The sequence below is a fragment of the Planococcus sp. SSTMD024 genome, assembly GCF_041320495.1.
Taxonomy (GTDB): Bacteria; Bacillota; Bacilli; order Bacillales_A; family Planococcaceae; genus Planococcus.
In genome coordinates this window covers 477,346-494,324 of sequence record NZ_JBGGNS010000022.1, presented here as the reverse complement: position 1 = coordinate 494,324, position 16,979 = coordinate 477,346, and the positions used below count along the sequence as shown (strand labels likewise).

General features: G+C 50.5%; 17 protein-coding genes. 6 read left to right on the top strand and 11 right to left on the bottom strand.

The features are described 5' to 3' along the window. Positions 1–9 precede the first annotated feature (9 nt). Positions 10–726: a DUF6904 family protein gene (locus AB9R92_RS11240; protein ID WP_370669535.1), complete on the top strand. Its 717-nt coding sequence runs from the start codon at positions 10–12 to the stop codon at positions 724–726. Positions 727–758: 32 nt separating this feature from the next. Here the strand turns inward: AB9R92_RS11240 and AB9R92_RS11235 are convergent, their stop codons facing one another. Continuing rightward, on the bottom strand, positions 759–1,058 hold the full coding sequence (locus tag AB9R92_RS11235) for an AraC family ligand binding domain-containing protein (protein ID WP_370669534.1): 300 nt from the start codon (positions 1,056–1,058) through the stop codon (positions 759–761). 29 nt (positions 1,059–1,087) lie between these two features. Beyond that, positions 1,088–1,513, bottom strand: a complete 426-nt coding sequence (locus AB9R92_RS11230) for a CBS domain-containing protein (RefSeq protein ID WP_370669533.1) — start codon at positions 1,511–1,513, stop codon at positions 1,088–1,090. 194 nt (positions 1,514–1,707) lie between these two features. Between AB9R92_RS11230 and AB9R92_RS11225 the strand changes: the two genes are divergently transcribed. After that, the gene (locus AB9R92_RS11225) at positions 1,708–2,478 is read left to right on the top strand and encodes a SurA N-terminal domain-containing protein (protein ID WP_370669532.1); all 771 of its coding nucleotides are present in this window, start codon (positions 1,708–1,710) and stop codon (positions 2,476–2,478) included. Between the two features lie 79 nt (positions 2,479–2,557). Here the strand turns inward: AB9R92_RS11225 and AB9R92_RS11220 are convergent, their stop codons facing one another. The 4 genes from AB9R92_RS11220 to AB9R92_RS11205 form a co-directional block, all read right to left on the bottom strand. Beyond that, positions 2,558–3,280, bottom strand: a complete 723-nt coding sequence (locus AB9R92_RS11220) for an amino acid ABC transporter ATP-binding protein (protein ID WP_370669531.1) — start codon at positions 3,278–3,280, stop codon at positions 2,558–2,560. Positions 3,281–3,292: 12 nt separating this feature from the next. Beyond that, positions 3,293–3,961 carry an amino acid ABC transporter permease gene (locus AB9R92_RS11215; RefSeq protein WP_370669530.1) on the bottom strand — a complete coding sequence of 223 codons (669 nt, stop codon included), beginning with the start codon at positions 3,959–3,961 and terminating at the stop codon, positions 3,293–3,295. A gap of 31 nt (positions 3,962–3,992) precedes the next feature. Next, positions 3,993–4,832, bottom strand: coding sequence for a transporter substrate-binding domain-containing protein (locus tag AB9R92_RS11210; protein ID WP_370669529.1), 840 nt, complete (start codon positions 4,830–4,832; stop codon positions 3,993–3,995). Positions 4,833–4,906: 74 nt separating this feature from the next. Further along, positions 4,907–5,746, bottom strand: a complete 840-nt coding sequence (locus tag AB9R92_RS11205) for a MurR/RpiR family transcriptional regulator (RefSeq protein ID WP_370669528.1) — start codon at positions 5,744–5,746, stop codon at positions 4,907–4,909. Positions 5,747–6,013: 267 nt separating this feature from the next. On the opposite strand from AB9R92_RS11205, the gene AB9R92_RS11200 reads away from it, so the two are divergent. Genes AB9R92_RS11200 through AB9R92_RS11185 form a run of 4 tightly spaced genes read left to right on the top strand, consistent with a single transcriptional unit; the run spans position 6,014 to position 10,021 of the window. After that, positions 6,014–6,766, top strand: coding sequence for a carotenoid biosynthesis protein (locus AB9R92_RS11200; RefSeq protein WP_370669527.1), 753 nt, complete (start codon positions 6,014–6,016; stop codon positions 6,764–6,766). Beyond that, on the top strand, positions 6,763–7,440 hold the full coding sequence (locus AB9R92_RS11195) for a lysophospholipid acyltransferase family protein (RefSeq protein WP_370669526.1): 678 nt from the start codon (positions 6,763–6,765) through the stop codon (positions 7,438–7,440). The genes AB9R92_RS11200 and AB9R92_RS11195 overlap by 4 nt, the downstream gene beginning before the upstream one ends. Further along, positions 7,437–8,540 carry a glycosyltransferase family 2 protein gene (locus tag AB9R92_RS11190; RefSeq protein WP_370669525.1) on the top strand — a complete coding sequence of 368 codons (1,104 nt, stop codon included), beginning with the start codon at positions 7,437–7,439 and terminating at the stop codon, positions 8,538–8,540. Before AB9R92_RS11195 ends, AB9R92_RS11190 begins: the two co-directional genes overlap by 4 nt. Continuing rightward, on the top strand, positions 8,537–10,021 hold the full coding sequence (locus tag AB9R92_RS11185; RefSeq protein WP_370669524.1) for a phytoene desaturase family protein: 1,485 nt from the start codon (positions 8,537–8,539) through the stop codon (positions 10,019–10,021). Before AB9R92_RS11190 ends, AB9R92_RS11185 begins: the two co-directional genes overlap by 4 nt. A gap of 63 nt (positions 10,022–10,084) precedes the next feature. Here AB9R92_RS11185 and AB9R92_RS11180 read toward each other — a convergent pair whose 3' ends face one another. The 5 genes from AB9R92_RS11180 to AB9R92_RS11160 form a co-directional block, all read right to left on the bottom strand. Next, positions 10,085–10,918: a phytoene/squalene synthase family protein gene (locus AB9R92_RS11180; protein WP_370669523.1), complete on the bottom strand. Its 834-nt coding sequence runs from the start codon at positions 10,916–10,918 to the stop codon at positions 10,085–10,087. Beyond that, complete coding sequence (locus AB9R92_RS11175) at positions 10,915–12,366, bottom strand: phytoene desaturase family protein (RefSeq protein WP_370669522.1); 1,452 nt, start codon at positions 12,364–12,366, stop codon at positions 10,915–10,917. Before AB9R92_RS11175 ends, AB9R92_RS11180 begins: the two co-directional genes overlap by 4 nt. Further along, positions 12,363–13,889, bottom strand: coding sequence for a phytoene desaturase family protein (locus tag AB9R92_RS11170; RefSeq protein ID WP_370669521.1), 1,527 nt, complete (start codon positions 13,887–13,889; stop codon positions 12,363–12,365). The genes AB9R92_RS11175 and AB9R92_RS11170 overlap by 4 nt, the downstream gene beginning before the upstream one ends. A gap of 808 nt (positions 13,890–14,697) precedes the next feature. Continuing rightward, positions 14,698–15,255 carry a 3D domain-containing protein gene (locus AB9R92_RS11165; RefSeq protein WP_370669520.1) on the bottom strand — a complete coding sequence of 186 codons (558 nt, stop codon included), beginning with the start codon at positions 15,253–15,255 and terminating at the stop codon, positions 14,698–14,700. Between the two features lie 232 nt (positions 15,256–15,487). Further along, a complete protein-coding gene (locus AB9R92_RS11160) occupies positions 15,488–16,933 on the bottom strand; it encodes a DEAD/DEAH box helicase (RefSeq protein WP_370669519.1) in 1,446 nt (481 codons plus the stop codon). Positions 16,934–16,979: the final 46 nt, after the last annotated feature.

The window sequence follows — 16,979 nt, the reverse complement described above, 5'->3', positions numbered from 1 at the left end:
AGGCATCTTATGCTAAGCATGAAAACGACGCCGAATCATACCGGCGTCAAGATCAGCGGAGATTATTTCGATTTGGACGAACTGAACCAAGCCATCTACAAAGTCATCGGCAAAGAAGGCGAATACCACGGCTATGAAGGATCGCGTTTGCGGATACTCGGCGTTTCCTATGAAATCCGCCACGCCGCACAAGGCGACCGCAATGTCGATTTCGTGTTCAACGGCTTGCACGAGCACACGAAAAAACAGCACGGCTTCATCGCACCCGACAAGAATATCTATTTCTCGGTAGAAGTGCTCTGGCCAGAGCTTTTATATGCAATATATGCACTCCGCGATTTCGTCCGGCTTTACGAAGACAAACGCGGCGACTTGCTGGCTGATGTTTACGCGCCGGTGATTGCGAAATTCCAGGCACTCGTCCTTGAATGCCTGCAAGGCCATGTGCCGACTGAAGAATATGCAGCGATTTTGGAAGCATTCCGCAAATCGCCTTCGGTCAACGATTACGCCATCCAGTACGTCGACCTGTTGAACTTAAAATACATCGGCATGGACAGACAGCAGCGCGAAAAAAGCTTATCTGCCATCGCCATGAAACTCACGCTTCAGGATTCCGAGTACCAAGCATTCCGTAAACAAGTCATCAACGCGGCAGTTCCTGGAAAACAGCCGATCCACGAAATCGGCATCCAGGCAGAATACCCTGAACAAGTAGAATGGTAAAAAATCTCTCGAGCTCATGCTCGAGAGGTTTTTTACGCTTTGATCTGAAAGACCAGCAAGTCGCTGTCTTCTTCTGCCAAAAGCCGGTGATGTTCCATCGGGGCAAGATGGAGGACGTTTTTCGGTGTCGCTTCGGCCGTTTCGCCTTGCGATGTGAACTGCACACGCCCTTTCCGTACCACGATGACCACTTCCGCATCCACATTATGCTCCGGGATGGCTTCGCCTTTGCGCAATTGAATGTTGATCACTTTGGCATTGGTGGTCTGCAGCACAGCTGCGCTTTTCTTCGCCTTTTCTTCCAATACATTGGGAGTTTCTTTCGTCTCCATTTCGCATCTCCTTTTCTATTTCCCTTGGCTCATCGCCGCGGCTTGGCTGGTTCTGAAACTTTTTCAAGCGCTGTTTCCGCTTCACGCGGTGTTTTGCCCCTAACCGCGATATCGCCAAGCGAGACAATGCCGATGACTTGTTCTTGGCGCACGATTGGCAAACGCCGGATTTGATGCCTCGCCATCAAAGAAGCCGCTTCCTCGACCAGCATCTCTTCCGTTCCAGTAATCAAAGTTTCCGAAAAGATTTCCGAAATGGGCGCATCCGCCTCCAGCTCTTCCGCGATGCCCCTCAGGACGATATCGCGGTCCGTGACGATGCCGACAATCCGCCCTTCTTCACAAATCGGAATCGACCCGACATTGATTTCGCGCATCTTGGCGGCGATGTCTTGGATAGTTACAGTCGGCGGGCAAGTCTCTACGTCCGTTGTCATTATTTCCGCTATTTTCATGCCGTCTCCTCCTTGAATTCTCTCTATTAATAGTCTTTATCCTTTTTTGAAAGCTGAAAACGTCATTAGTAAAAAGAATAGGTATTTCTGGCTTATTGATTCACATCATCTCAAGCTCTTGAGGGTTTTCGCTTCCCACCGAATTCCGGGCTATGTTACACTACCGGACATTATGCGTTGGAAGGAGAATGACAATGATTAAAAAATGGTTTTTAGGCCTATCCCTTGGTACATCACTCATCGTCTTGTCAGCATGCGGCGGTGCCGATGAATCTGCAGAAAACGAAAACGCGCAACCTGAAACTGAAGAACAAGCCCCTAGCGGCGAGGAAAGTGCCGGGCAACCGGAAATGCCCGAGCCTGATTTGGAGGGCGTCCCTGACGTCGTGGCAGAAGTGAACGGCGAAGAAGTGAGCAAAGAGGAATTTGAAACAGCCTATGCAGGGCAATTCCAGCAAGCGGCCATGCAAGCACAAATGTCCGGCCAGGAAATCGACCAAAATCAATTGAAAGATCAATTGGCAGAAAGCATGGTCGGCCAGAAATTGCTCGTCCAGGAAGCCGAAAATCAAGAATTGACTGCTTCCAATGAAGAAGTGGACCAGACTTTGGAGCAATTGGCGCAGCAAAATGGGCTCGAATCGAAAGACGAATTCCTGTCGGCCTTGAACGATCAAGGCATGGCGGAAGATGAAGTCATGTCCCAAATCGAAACACAAGTGAAAGTGGATCAGCTGATCGCTGAGTCTGCCGGAGATACTGACCCTAGCAACGAAGAATTGGAAGCAGCCTATGAGCAAGTCAAAGCCCAGCAAGAACAAATGGGCAGCGAAGAAGAACTCCCTGCTTTTGAAGAACTGAAACCGGAACTTGAAGAACAAGTGAAAATGCAAAAGGAAAACGAAGCCACTCAAACGCTTGTAGCGGAGCTTCGCGAAAAAGCAGACGTTACCATTAACCTTTAATACAAAAAACCAGATCCGGTTCGGATCTGGTTTTTTTATTAACTATAAGAGAAGAACGATTTGCCGGCCGCCCAAATGCTCATTCAACCAATTGAATGAATTGGCGCGTCCGTTCATGCTGCGGATTTTCGAAGAAATTCTTCGGATCCGCCGACTCGATGATCTTCCCTTGGTCGATCATGATGATGCGGTCCGCCACTTCTTTGGCGAATTTCATCTCGTGTGTCACGACAACCATTGTCATGCCTTCTTCAGCGAGCTGCTTCATGACCTGCAGCACTTCACCGACAAGCTCCGGGTCGAGCGCCGAGGTCGGCTCATCGAAGAGCATCACTTTCGGTTCCATCGCAAGTGATCGGGCAATCGCGACGCGCTGCTTCTGCCCACCCGATAATTTGCTCGGGTAGACGTCCGCCTTGTCGCTTAAGCCGACTTTCTCCAATAGCTCAAGGCCAAGCTTTTTCGCTTTTTCCTTATTCATTTTCTTGACCGTAATAGGCGCTTCGATAACATTCTCGAGCACCGTCTTATGCGGGAAAAGGTTGAAATGCTGGAAGACCATGCCGACTTCGGCACGGATCTTCGTCAAATTGTCTTTTTTCGGATCGACTTTCTTGCCGTCGATTGTAATGGTTCCTTCGTTGATCATCTCTAGGAAGTTAAAGCATCTGAGCAGCGTACTTTTGCCGGATCCGCTGACCCCGACCAGAACAACCACCTCTTGGGGCTGGACGTGGAGATCCACGCCCTTCAACACCTCGAGATCACCAAAGGATTTGTGTATATTCTCTCCAATAATCATAATTGCTCCTCCTTAGGTTTTGTCCACATCAAGCCGGTTTTCGTACCAGCGCAGCAAGTACGTGAAGATCATGACGAGCACTAGGTAATAAAGGGCGACGACAATGAACGATTCAAAGGGCTGGAATGATTGTGCCGCTTCCCGGTTGGCGAGGGAGAAAATTTCCGCGACACCGATGATATAGACAAGCGACGAATCTTTCAGCGTGATGATGAACTGGTTGCCGAGCGGCGGGATGGAGCGGCGCAGCGCCTGCGGGAAAACGATCCGCTGCATCGTCTGCTTGCGGTTCATCCCAAGCGACATACTCGCTTCGCGCTGGCCTGGGTCCACTCCCTGGATCGCCCCGCGGAAAATCTCCGCGATGTACGCGCCGTTATGGACACCAAGTGCGATGGCCCCCGCCCAGAAGTTCGACATCGTATAAAGCTCCACGATACCGAAATACAAGAACATGATCTGTACGATCAACGGCGTGCCGCGGATGATCGTGATGTATACATTGGCGATGCCTTGCAGGATTTTGGATCCCGAAATCTTCATCAAGGCGAACACCAGGCCAATCAGCGTCCCTAAGATGACGCCGACCGCTGTTAATTGAAGCGTTACGACTGTAGCTCGTAAAAAACCGGGATATGTCCGCATGAACACTTCATAAACCGTTCCCAATAATTCAAACATAGACGAATCCCCCTTCTATCTCCAGTTCGTTTTAATTGAGAATTTCGATGCCTTCAAGATCGACATCGAGGAGATCGCGCCCAAACCATTTTTCCGAAATCTCTGTGTACGTTCCATCTTCGATGATTGTCGCCAACGCTTCATTGATTGCGGCGAGCAATTCCTCGTCTTCAGGGCGTACCGCTACAGCTGCCTGCTCAATCCATAGTGGATCACCGACCATTTCAATCTCAAGCCCTGCATTCTGAGCTTCAAAACCGACTACGTCTGCCGTGATGACGGCATCCAAGCGGCCTTCAACCGTCAAATCTTGTAAAGCGACAACGTCACTGTTGTAATATTGGATATCGTCCGTATACTTCTGTGCCGCTGTATCGTACGTACTTTGCCCGACTACGCCGATTGTGGCGCCTTCAAGGTCTTCTTCGGACTGGATTTCCGTATTGCCTTCACGGACGAAAATTACGCCGCCAGAGTAGTAATACGGGTCCGAAAAGGCGACTTGCTCCTCACGCTCTTCTGTAATTGCCATCGAGCCCAAGATCGCGTCGAAGCGGTTGGTCGTCAATCCTTGGATGATCGTTTCCCACGGTGTCGTGATTGGGTTTGGTTCAAGTCCCATCTCTTCTGCGATGGCGTTGCCGATTTCAATATCGAAGCCAGTCAGATTGCCGCCTTCCTCGTAGTTGAACGGTTTGTATAAACCGCTTGATGCAGTCGTGAACTTGCCTTCTTCCACAAGATTCAAATCACTGCCTGTCGCTTCTTCGCTTGATCCTTCCGATCCGGTGGTTGAGTCATCCGATCCACAGGCTGCCAAAAGCATGCCTGCCGTTAAAATTACGCCTGCTGTTGTAAATTTTTTATTCATCTTGCTCTCCCCTTTTCGTTTATGTTTGACCAAAACGCCGAAGCGATTCGGGACGTGCCTGCAATGGGTGGATGTTATATGAAGATGTCCTGGTCGGTGTAAGCCGCTTCGAGCTGCGCGAGCTTTTCTTTCACTTTTGCATGTTCTTTAACGTAGACAAAGCGCATGACAGAAGTCAATAAGGCATGGACCGCCGTATAGGAATCGATGTTCAAGTTCGCATTGACGGAAACCGTAAGCACAATATCGGCACTCTTCGCGGCCGGTGAATCTTCACTATCGGTCAAGACGATCACTTCCGCGCCTTTGCGCTTCGCTTGCTCCAAGGTGTCCATCAAGGTGCGCGTATAGCGCGGGAATGCGAACGCAATAATCGTATCGTGCGGCCCGAGTTCCGCCATCTGCCCATAGTAAACGGCAGTTCCGGGCTGCATCATCGCTGTATTTCCGAGCGCACTGCCAAGCCAGCCCCCGAACCATTCAGCTAAGCCGAAATCGAAGAAATTGCCTGTGACGTAGCGCTGTCCAGACTTGCTGATGCGGTCGACCACTTGCAATAGATTTTCTTCATTGATCGTTTGCTTGAGTTTCAGGATGCTGGTGATGTCTGCATCGAGCAAGTTTTCAAGAAACGACTGGTCCGCAGCAACAGGCCGTTCCTGTTGCGCATTGGCGAGCCGTTCTTCCGCCAGCTTGCGCTGGAGCGTATGCTGAAACTCTGTATAACCCTTGTAACCGAGCTTCTGCGTCCATCTGATGACGGTCGACTCGCTGACCTGCACTCGCCTCCCCACTTCCAACGCAGATGAAAAAGCGATAAAAATCGGTTCACGGAAAAAGAGGTCTGCTATCTTTTTTTGCCCAGAACTGAATTCTTTATAAGAAGCTGACACATTTCGCATTAAATCCTGCATATTCATTCCCCCATTGCAAGAACACGCTTAGTTGCTTGTCACTTAGTATATACTTTTGCAGGATTCCCTGCAATATTTTACTGAAAATTCTGCTAGCGTTTATGACATTTTCCTCATAAATATACCGTCAAATCAAGCTTTACAGCAAAAATACACAAAGCATAAATCTTTCGCCGCCTTGCATACAGAGCGCCTGCCCTTTTCTTTCGCCTTTTCGAGCTATTGTTGTACACTATTTGTATAACTAATTTAGATGGGGTGCTGCGCGTGAAATGGGAAGATCGGATTTTCAAATTATTCATTTTTTGGTATATCTGCGGTGTTATCTTATTGAGTTTTGATTTATTGCCGCCTTGGCTGGAATGGGCCAACGCCTTCTTCCTCATTCTTGCCGGAACGCTCGGCTTCCTCTATTTATGGCGGCGCTTCGGCCCTGCAATCGGCGGGGCAATCGGCGTGCTCATTTTCTTCTCGACCTTCATCGTCGAATGGGCCGGCGCCGACAGCGGCTTCTTGTTCGGATCTTATGACTATACCGACCGCTTCGCCCCGAATGTCTTCGGCGTGCCGATTGCAATCGGCTTTGCCTGGCTGATGGTCATGGCGACAAGCCACGTCATCGCGCGCTGGATCGTGCCAGGCGGCGGCCTTCTTTATGCGGCCACGGGGGGCATTGCCGCGGTCATCATCGATTTGATCATCGACCCGGTCGCCTATAAAGTGAAAGGCTATTGGTTATGGGAAGATACAGGCTTTTATTATGATATCCCGTGGACCAATTTCACTGGCTGGTTTATCGTAGCGTTCACGCTCCACCTCATACTCGATGCCGCCTTCAAAAAGCAGAAGCTCGAAGTGTCAGCTGACCAGGCCGAAAAACGCATGGCCCTGTTATACGTGCTGATGATCGCCTTGTTCGTGCTGCTCGGGTTGATCGGCGGATTGTGGCTCGCCGCTGGATTGACTTCCGTCCTGACGGCAGCGATTGTCGCATTGGCATGGAAGAGGCGCCCGCAATGATCCAGGCGAAAAAATCAGCGCTTTTTGAACGCGCATTCGCCCTGTATTTGATGCCGTCGATTCATCGGTCATTTTCACATCTGTACGGCCGGAACATTCGGCCGCCTGAAGGGCCGGCATTAATCATTTCCAATCACAGTTCCTGGTGGGACGGGCTGCTGTTCTTCTTCCTGAACCGCCGCGTGTGGAACTTGGATGTCCACATCATGATGCACGAACGCGGGCTGAAAGAATTTCCTTTTTTCCGGCGGCTCGGCGCTTTTTCAATCGACCGGAGCAACCCGAAAGATATTTTGGCTTCGCTGCGCTATGCCGAGAGTTTATTGAAACAAGGCAAAACGGTCATCCTGTTTCCCCAAGGCGATGAGTATCATTTGGAGACGCGCCCGTTGGAATTTCATACAGGTGTCTTATATTTAATGGAGAAATGCCCGGAGGTTCCCCTTGTTCCGGTGCGCTTTTATTATTCAATGCGCCGAGAGAGATACCCTGAAGTGTGGATCGACCAGGGGGAAAGCTTGTCACTGGATGAGATCCCGGCAGGTTCGAGGCACGACAGGACCTTTTGGCTGCAGGAGCGGGAAACCGCTGCGCTGGATCAGTTGAAGCAGGAAGTGCTCGCAGAGAATTACGAGGAATTCAAGGAGATGCTGAAAAGGAGGCGCTCATCATGATCACGGCTTTGATCGTCATCCATATCGCCTTTTTCTTGTGGATTGTCTTCAATCGCCTGTTCTTGCCGGCGCTGCCGAAACGGCCACTAGTCGAAGCTGAGCCTTTCGTATCGATTCTCGTGCCGATGCGCAACGAAGAACGCAACGTGGCGACGATTGTCCGTTCATTAAAAGAGACCGATTGGGAAAAGTCTGAATTCATCCTCTTGAATGACCAGTCGACAGATGGCACCCGAGCGGCACTCGAGCGGGAAATCGCGGGCGACAAGCGTTTCACCGTCTTGCAAGGCGTCGAACTGCCTGCCGGGTGGGTCGGCAAAGTCCACGCCTGCCATCAGCTTCAGAAACACGCTTCCGGCGATTACTTATTCTTCGTAGATGCCGATGTGCGCTTCCGCAAGCAGGCGGTGCGCCAGACACTGGGCTTGATGGAGAAACGGCGCGCTGCCCTGTTGTCGGGATTCCCGGCTTTTGAAGTACCGGTGTTCTTGAGTAAATTGCTCGTGCCGATGCTTCATTTCGTCATTTTATTCCACTTGCCATTGGCGCTGGCGAATTATGCGAAGTTCCCGGCGGCCACCGCGGCAAACGGCATGTGGATGGCTTTTGAACGAAAAGCCTATGATTCGATCGGCGGGCACGGAGCCGTGCGCACGTCACTCGTCGAAGATGTACATATCGCCCGCACTTTAAAGCAAGCAGGCCATAAAGTACTGCTCGCCAATATCACCGCTTCGGTCAAATGCCGTATGTACGAAACGCCAGCCGAGGTGTGGGAAGGCTTCCTGAAGAACAGCTACACCGGCATCGGGCGTTCGCCGCTCATTGCCATCCTTCTGACCTTGTTTTACAGCGCCTTTTATATCTTCCCGTTGTTTCTCGCGGCAGCCGGCCTTCTAACAGCCAACTGGCTCTGGCTCGCGCCATATGCGTTGACTGTTTTGCAGCGCTGGTATGTCGACATGGTGACCAATCAGCGCTGGTATTTGGCGTTTCTCATTCCGCTCCAAGCGGCCGCCATGCTTGCGGTCATGCTCACGGCCATGAAAAAATCCTTGAAAAATGAGTCCTATACATGGAAAGGCAGGCATTATTCATGAACCGACCACATATCGCCATCGTCGGCGGCGGGCTCGGCGGCTTGGCTGCTGCGGTCACGCTCGCGAACGCGGGCATGCGCGTCAGCCTATTTGAAAAGAACAGCCATTTCGGCGGCAAGTTGATGCCGGTTGAACTTGGCAGCTACCATTTCGATTTCGGCCCGAATACCATCACGATGCCGCACATCTTCCGCGAAGTCATCGAGCAGACCGGACGCGATCCTGATCAATATTTCCAACTTGAAAAACTCGCCGTCCATACGCGCAACCATTTCGTAGACGGCAGCCATATCGATTTCACGGCAGACCGCGTGCACATGATTCGCCAGCTCGAAACGCTGGATCCTTTTGCCGCCGGTAAATACGAAGCGTTCTTGGCGGAAGTCGCCCGCTTGTATCAGTCATCCGAACAGTATTTCTTCCCGCTGAGCTTCCAGTCGTTCCGGGATTATCTGTCCCCCTCACTCGGGGTGGCCATGCTGAAGGTGCGTCCGCTTGAATCGATGGATCATTTTTTCAGCCGCTACTTCAAGCACGAAGGCCTGCTTCAGGCAGTCGGGCGCTACGCTACTTATATCGGCTCATCGCCTTATAAAGCCCCTGCCACCTTCGCGATGATCGCCCACCTTGAACTCGCGCAAGGCGTCTTTTACGCAAAAGGCGGAAACGTCTCGATTGCCCAAGGTTTTGCACAAGTTGCAGCGGAATGCGGCGTCGAGATGTACCCTGAAACAGCGGTCACCCGCATCTTGACGGAACAAGGCGAAGCATGCGGCGTGGAACTTGCAGACGGCGAACAGATTGCCGCTGATGCCGTCATCTTGAATGGGGATTTATTGTCGGCATTTCCAGAACTGGTGAATGAAACAGAGCGCCCGTCTTTCAAAGATGCGAAGCGCGACCGGTTCGAGCCGTCGATCTCGGCTTTTGTCATCACGGCAGGGCTTGACACACGCCTGCCTGAACTGAAGCATCATAACGTCTTCTTTTCGGCCGATTATCCACGCGAGTTCCGTGAATTGTTTGCCGATAAACAATACAGCGGGGAGCCGACCATCTACATCAGCAACTCGTCCCACTCAGACCCGTCCGTGTCGCCGGCCGGAGACAATTTGTTCATTCTCGTCAACGCTCCTGCACTGACAGCGCAAGGCGAGCTGCAGATTGATCCGCAACAATATAAAGAACGGATTTACGACTTGCTGGAATATTACGGAATCGAAATACGCACTCACCTGCAACAAGAACGAATCTTCACGCCTGAATTCATCCGCGATACATTCGGGTCTCACCGCGGCGCTTTATACGGGCCGTCTTCCAATCACCCGAAAGACGCCTTTTTGCGGCCATCGAATGCCAGCCGCGACATTCAAGGATTGTTCTTTGTCGGCGGAAGCGTCCACCCTGGCGGCGGCTCTCCGATGGTCACCTTGAGCGGCTTGAATGTGGCACGGCGCTTGATCGACCGTTATTCATCTTAAAATGAACAAAAAAGCTGTATCCATCCGCCACAACTAGCGGATGGATACAGCTTTTCTCTATCATTATAAGCATTGCAGGATGGACTGCTTGGAATCGTCCGTTACATAATGCTTTTCGTGAAACACCGTATATTCTTTCGAGCGAATCGTTGACAGGATTTCCTTGTAGACGAGCGCTGCTCCTTTGACCGGCACGCGGGAAGATAAAGGATAATCGTTGATCGTTTCAAACGCGCGGCCGTAATGGTACTCAGCGATGCCGGCGAGTTCTTCCCAGACCTGGATGAACGATTCCGACACCGTGCCGCTTCCAAGCGCTTCCTCGGCCAAGCCGTGTTTGCGCATAATGTCCTGAGGCAAATAAATGCGGCCCATGGACAAATCTTCACCAATATCGCGGAGGATATTGGTGATTTGCATGGCGTAGCCAAGCGAAATCGCGCCGTCTTTCAACAGGGCGGTGCGACCAGGCGCGAGTATCGGCAGCAGCATGAGCCCGACCGTACTCGCGACATGGTAGCTATAGTCCAATAACTCATCCAGCGTACGGTAGCGGTTGATTGTCAAATCCATTTCCTGCCCTTTGATCAATCCATAAAACGCGCTGGCGTCCATATCGTAGCTTTCGAATACATCTTCGAGCGCCAGCCACATCGGATCATTCCATTGAATCGAACCCGCCAGGAACTCATCGAATTCTTTTCGGAAGGCTTTCAGCTCAGGTTCAGGATGGCTGCCTTCATCGACGATGTCGTCGACCTTCCGGCAGAAGGCGTATACTGCCCATACGGCTTTGCGCTTTTCTTTCGGCAATAGGGAAAATGCTTTATAAAAGCTCTTTGAATTATCGGCGATAATGCGTTCGCAATAGCTATAGGCTTGCTTCAATTCCATCATGAACCGCCCCTTTCTTTCAAATCGCTGTGGATTCTGTCGGCCAGCAATTTCGCTCCTTGCATGACGATCGGGATGCCGCCGCCCGGGTGGACAGAAGCCCCGACCGCATACAAATTCTCCGTGTCATCCGGCTTGACCTGCGGGCGGAAAACTCCGGATTGCTTTAACGTCGGACCGATTCCGAAGCTGCCTCCCTTGAACAAGCCAAACGCTTCCGCATCTTTCGGCGTGCGCACGTCCATCCATTCAATCGATTCCCGGAGACCTGGGAATGAGAGTTCATCCATTCGGTCCAAAATACGACCGATCCATTCTTCATCGTTCTTCCAGTCGATTTCTGTGCCGGAAGGAACCGGCACGAGTACATAAAGCACCGATTTGCCTTCAGGGGCAAGGGAATCGTCAATGATAGAAGGATGGAATGTGTAGAACGCCGGGTTTTTCGTTTTATGCCCTCTGACAAACACATCTTCCATATGTTCTTTATAATCATCACCGATAAAGAACTGGTGGACATTTACGTCTTCATACACCTTGTCCAATCCAAAATACAACAATACACAGCCGGAAGAAGGCGTGTATTCCTTCTGTTTCTTCATCGGCGCCACCTGGTTGATTCCGGGGAAATCGCCGTTGTAGACGATGGCATCATATGGCTCGACACCCGCTTCAGTTTCAACCGCTGTCGCACGGCCGTCTTTTTTCACAACGCGCTTCACAGGCGTCTCCAATCGGATTTCGGTTCCGCGGCTGCGCAATTCCCGTTCCATGACAGGAATGATGCTCGCATAGCCGCCTTTTACGTAATAGACCCCGTGCTCATGCTCGCTGAACGGCACGAGTGAATACATGGCCGGCGCGCGGTAAGGATCCCCGCCGATATACAGCGCCTGAAGCGAATAAGCGAGTTGCAATCGTTCGTCCCTGAAGTAGTTCTCCATCAATTTATGGACAGATTGCTGTGGTTTCAGTTTCATTAAATTGCGGATATTGCGGAAGGTCCAAAAATCCGCTTTTCGGACAAAATCATGTTCGAGAAAAGCGGGTTTGCCGATGTCGAAGCGCTTTTGCCCTTCATCCATAAAGCGGATAAATCCATCTTTATCTTCCGGAAACTGCTCTTCGACTTCCTGCAATTGACGCTCACGCCCAGGATATTTCGTATACACTTTCCCATCTGTAAAGCGGATGGTGTAAAGCGGGTCGCATAGTAACAATTCGATGCTTTCAGGATCGATTCCTGCTTGCGCAAATAAATCGCGGAACATTTCCGGCAGCAAAACGATGGTCGGGCCTTCATCGATGCGGAAGCCGTCCCGTTCCACAAACGCCATCCTGCCGCCGAGTTTATCTTCTTTTTCGTAAATCGTGACTTCATAGCCGAGCTTTGTTAAATACAGCGCGCCCATCAAGCCACCGACTCCGCCTCCAATTATGGCTATTTTCATGCATATCCCTCCGCTTTCGGAAGCGGGCCAATCGGAATTCCGGATTTGCCATCTTCTTTTAAGATGCCGTTCGCCGTGATGCGGGCGGATTCCAAAATGGTCGGCAAGCCGCTGCCAGGATGCGTTCCACCCCCAACCAACCAACAATTATCGAGCTCTTCGAATTTATTGTGCGGGCGGAACACCATCATTTGCGATAATTGGTGCCCCAAATTGAAAGTGGCGCCGCGGTATACAGAGTAATCCGATTCCCAACCGAACGGCGTCAGCATCTTCTCGACTTCGATATGGTCGCGCAGGTTCTTGAAATCGGTTTTTTCTTCAATAATATCCAGCACCAACTCGCGGAAGGCTTCCTGTTCGTGTTCCCAGCCGATATCGCTGAAATTATTCGGCACCGGCGCCAATATATACAGCGCCGACTTGCCTTCCGGAGCCAAAGTCGGGTCCGTCACGCTGGCATTTTGGATATAGATCGACGGGTCCGCTGACAAGATGCGGGATTTTGTCATTTCCTCGACATTCTTTTGATAGTCTTTCGAAAAAACGATTGTGTGATGCGACAAATCGTATTTCTTGTCGAGCCCTAAATACAGCATGAACGTGGAACATGAATATTTTTTCTTGTCGAGCTTTTTAGGGGTGTACTTTTTCAGGATGCCGGGTTCCACGAGGTGGGTCATCACGTGTGCAAAGTCACCGTTGATGACCACTTCGTCCGCTGCTTCGCGGCTGCCGTCATATAGGTCGACACCTTTCACCGTACGCCCTTCTATCCATAGTTTTTGGACGCCTTTTCCAAGATGGATGCGGCCGCCCATTTCTTTAACGGCCTTCGCCATGGCCGCAGACAATTGGTTGACGCCGCCGATCGGATGGTAGATGCCATATGCGTGTTCCATATAGGACAGGATCGTAAACGCCCCCGGGCATTCCCAAGGCGACATGCCGAGGTACTTCGACTGGAACGCAAACGCCATCTTCAAGCGTTCATCTTTGAAGTAACGGGACAAGACATCGTAAAGCGTCTTGCCTGCTTCCAGTTCCGGCAGCGCTTTGATCACTTTCGGCTGCATAAGATCCGTCATGCGGTCCATTTTCGTCTGCAACAGCGGCGACAAGGCTTCGAGCTTCTTGCCGGTGTCTTTCATGAAACGCGCGTAGCCTTCCCCGTCGCCTTTGAAGTTGTCATCGATTTGTTTGCGCATCGCTTCAGGATCGCGCGTCATGACCAAGTTCTGGTTTTCAAAGCGCAGTTCGTACATCGGGTCCAGCTCGACCGCTTCCATATAATCGTGGACATTGCGCCCGGTCGTTTCGAATAATTCCTCCACCAGATGAAGCATGCTCAAAAACGTCGGTCCTGTGTCAAACGTGAAGTCGCCTAATGTCAATGCAGCATTGCGCCCGCCGATGCGGTCATTTTTTTCATAAATATCAACTTGGTATCCTTTGCTCGCCAACAGCATTCCCGCTGCCAAGCCTCCTGGCCCCGCGCCTATAATAATCATCCGTTTTGCCATTGCGTAAGCCCCCGTTTCGCCTCTCAAAAGTTATACAATATCTATACAAACAGTATATACGTCTCTTCCCTAAAAGACTAATTATTTAACCTCTTTATAGTGCTTGTTTTTTTATTTTCAGAATGCAGCGAATTGCTTCGGTGGTTTCGGGGGAATCGCTTCCAGAACTGTATAGCAAAAAGGATAGCGAGGGTTTGATTGTGGAGTTATTTCGGTGTTTGCAATGAACCTTCTTGTGGCTATTCGCCGCCCTGCTTTGGGTTGGCCTTTAGCCATAAGCCAGGAAAAGCACCTGTCTTATGGCGTCGGCTCACCCTGGGCGCTGGGCGGCTGGGAGATTGCTTTGTGTGTAGATTGTTTAAGTTGTCCTGCTTCTTAACAGAGTTGCCGGCTAGTGGGGGAATCGCTTCCTGGGTCTGGCATTTGTGAAGAGAATGAGGGTTTGTTTGTGGAGTTATTTCGGTGTTTGCAATGAATCTTCTTGTGGCTATTCGCCGCCCTGCTTTGAGTTGGCCTTTAGCCATAAGCCAGGAAAAGCACCTGTCTTATGGCGTCGGCTCACCCTGGGCGCTGGGCGGCTGGGAGATTGCTTTGTGTGTAGATTGTTTAAGTTGTCCTGCTTCTTAACAGAGTTGCCGGCTAGTGGGGGAATCGCGTCTTGGAGAATGGTGTACCGCAATAAAATGTTTCAAGCGAAAGCACGTTGAATGGTGAATGCCTTGAAATACGGAATACTCCACTTCTCATATACATCTCTCATGAAAAATGCCATACAAAAAACCCGGCTGACGGATCAGCCGGGTTTTGCTTATTTTAGGATTTTAACTTTTACGTTTTTGCGTCCCCATTTAAGCGCTTGGCTTTGAGTTGGGATGAAGACGTCGATTTTATTGCCTTTGATTGCGCCGCCTGTGTCTCCAGCGATTGCGTTGCCATAGCCTTCCACCCATACTTTAGAACCGAGCGGGATGACTTTCGGGTCGACTGCAATCACTTTAGCTCCAGGATTCTTCTTCAAGTTGATACCGGTTCTTGTAATGCCTGAGCATCCTTTGCAAGAAGCCGTGTACGCTGTTGCGGATACAGTAAATTCTTTAACTACCGTACCGGAAGAGACAGGCTTAGAAGCTGCTACTGGCTTAGCCGATGATTTGGTCAGCTTCAATTTTTGTTTCGGGTAAATCAGATTGGATTTCAAACCGTTATATGATTTCAAATTGGTTACAGATACTTTTGTCTGTTGGGAAATCTTATAAAGCGTATCGCCGCTTTTAACTGTATAAACATTCGATGCTGCAGAAGTCGTAAGTGAAGTGCCGAGCAATAAAAGCATTGCCATTCCTAAAGCCGCCAATAATTTTTTCAAGTTCCTATCCCCTTTGCGTATCGGATGATTGTGTCTTGCGTAAATCGTTTGAAAGCTTGTCAGTAAAAATAAAATAGCACGGCAAGGTTACAATCATGTGACAGCATTAGGCATATTTGATTACAATTGCGCTTTTTTTCGTGACAAAAGAACCCAATCCATTAAAATCTTATATCCGGCAATAGAAAAAAGGCCTTTTCCAAAGCTTTCACAGCTTGGAAAAGGCCTGAGGTCATTTTTTCGCTTTGTGAACTTTCAAGGTTTTGCCTTTAACGGTCTTCTCTTTCATCGCCTTCAAGACGTGCAGCCCTTTGCCGTTCAAAATATCGATGTATGTGACTGTGTCCTGGATTTTGATGATGCCGATATCTTCCGCCGTGATGCCCGGTATGCTGGTCAGCGTCCCGACAAAATCGACAGCGCGGAGCTTTTTCTTTTTGCCCCCATTGAAATAGAGCTTCATGATGTCTTGGTTGAGCGCCGCCTCTTTGTGTTTCTTCGGCTTCTGGCGGCTCTCGATTTTGTCTTCAAATGCCGGTTTCGCCAAGGCGACCTGCTCTCTCGACGGCCGTTCGACGCGCTGGATTTCAAATCCTAAATAATCTTCCGTTTCTTTCAGGAATTTGTCTTCGAACGGCGTGACGAATGAAATCGCCTTGCCGCTCTTGCCGGCGCGCCCCGTTCGCCCCGCCCGGTGGACATAGCTTTCTTTCTCGAGCGGAAAATCGTAATTGATGACATGGGTGATGCCGTCAATATCGATGCCTCGCGCCGCTACATCGGTTGCGACCAAATAACGGAATTCGCCGCGGCGGAAATCATCCATGACGCCGAAACGGTCTTCCTGTGTCATGCCGCCGTGCAATTGATCGCTCGTGTAGAACAGGCGTTCAAGCCCTTCCGACACGGCATCAACCTGGTCTTTCGTCCGGCAGAAAATGATGCAGCTGTCCGGATTTTCGACCACGGTGACGTCGCGCAGCAACTGGAATTTATCCTGTTCTTTCACGATGATGAGTGAATGCTCGATTCGCTCTTCCAATGTATCGGCTGCCTGGATTCCGATATAGCGCGGCGAACGCATGAAATCACGCTGCAGTTTTTCCAGGTGCCCTGGGAATGTCGCCGAAAACAGCATCGTCGTCCGGTCTTCCGGAAGCTTTTTGATGATCGATTCAACTTGTTCGATAAAGCCCATATTGAGCATTTCGTCTGCTTCGTCCAGCACCAAATACTCGATTTTCTCAAGCTTCAGCGTGCCTTTTTCGATATGGTCGAGCACACGTCCAGGCGTTCCGACAACGATATGGCATTTTTGCTTCAGCTCTTCCTTCTGATACGCAAACGGGTGCTTGCCGTAGATTGCCGAAGCTTTGATGCGCTTGAAGCGGCCGATATGGGTGATGTCTTCTTTCACTTGGTCGGCAAGTTCACGTGTTGGGGTCAAGACCAGCGCCTGGGGCTTGTTTTCATCCCAATCGACGAGTTCGCACAGCGGAATGCCGAATGCCGCTGTTTTGCCGCTGCCGGTTTGCGATTTGACGGTCAGGTCGTGTTTTTCGAGAGCAGCCGGGATGACTTGCTGCTGCACTTCCGTCGGTTGTTGGTAGCCAAGGCCTTCCAGCGCTTTTACGATCGGCTCGCTGAGGCCATAAGCTTTAAATTGGTTCGTGTTCATAAGTTCTCCTTCTCCGTTCATCTGTCTTATCTCTTCATTATGGCAC

Bases quoted from the DNA above. Each gene is read 5' to 3' on its own strand.
- AB9R92_RS11240 (WP_370669535.1), top strand. From the start codon at position 10: ATGCTAAGCATGAAAACGACGCCGAATCATACCGGCGTCAAGATCAGC.
- AB9R92_RS11235 (WP_370669534.1), bottom strand. From the start codon at position 1,058: ATGGAGACGAAAGAAACTCCCAATGTATTGGAAGAAAAGGCGAAGAAA.
- AB9R92_RS11230 (WP_370669533.1), bottom strand. From the start codon at position 1,513: ATGAAAATAGCGGAAATAATGACAACGGACGTAGAGACTTGCCCGCCG.
- AB9R92_RS11225 (WP_370669532.1), top strand. From the start codon at position 1,708: ATGATTAAAAAATGGTTTTTAGGCCTATCCCTTGGTACATCACTCATC.
- AB9R92_RS11220 (WP_370669531.1), bottom strand. From the start codon at position 3,280: ATGATTATTGGAGAGAATATACACAAATCCTTTGGTGATCTCGAGGTG.
- AB9R92_RS11215 (WP_370669530.1), bottom strand. From the start codon at position 3,961: ATGTTTGAATTATTGGGAACGGTTTATGAAGTGTTCATGCGGACATAT.
- AB9R92_RS11210 (WP_370669529.1), bottom strand. From the start codon at position 4,832: ATGAATAAAAAATTTACAACAGCAGGCGTAATTTTAACGGCAGGCATG.
- AB9R92_RS11205 (WP_370669528.1), bottom strand. From the start codon at position 5,746: ATGCAGGATTTAATGCGAAATGTGTCAGCTTCTTATAAAGAATTCAGT.
- AB9R92_RS11195 (WP_370669526.1), top strand. From the start codon at position 6,763: ATGATCCAGGCGAAAAAATCAGCGCTTTTTGAACGCGCATTCGCCCTG.
- AB9R92_RS11190 (WP_370669525.1), top strand. From the start codon at position 7,437: ATGATCACGGCTTTGATCGTCATCCATATCGCCTTTTTCTTGTGGATT.
- AB9R92_RS11185 (WP_370669524.1), top strand. From the start codon at position 8,537: ATGAACCGACCACATATCGCCATCGTCGGCGGCGGGCTCGGCGGCTTG.
- AB9R92_RS11180 (WP_370669523.1), bottom strand. From the start codon at position 10,918: ATGATGGAATTGAAGCAAGCCTATAGCTATTGCGAACGCATTATCGCC.
- AB9R92_RS11175 (WP_370669522.1), bottom strand. From the start codon at position 12,366: ATGAAAATAGCCATAATTGGAGGCGGAGTCGGTGGCTTGATGGGCGCG.
- AB9R92_RS11170 (WP_370669521.1), bottom strand. From the start codon at position 13,889: ATGGCAAAACGGATGATTATTATAGGCGCGGGGCCAGGAGGCTTGGCA.
- AB9R92_RS11160 (WP_370669519.1), bottom strand. From the start codon at position 16,933: ATGAACACGAACCAATTTAAAGCTTATGGCCTCAGCGAGCCGATCGTA.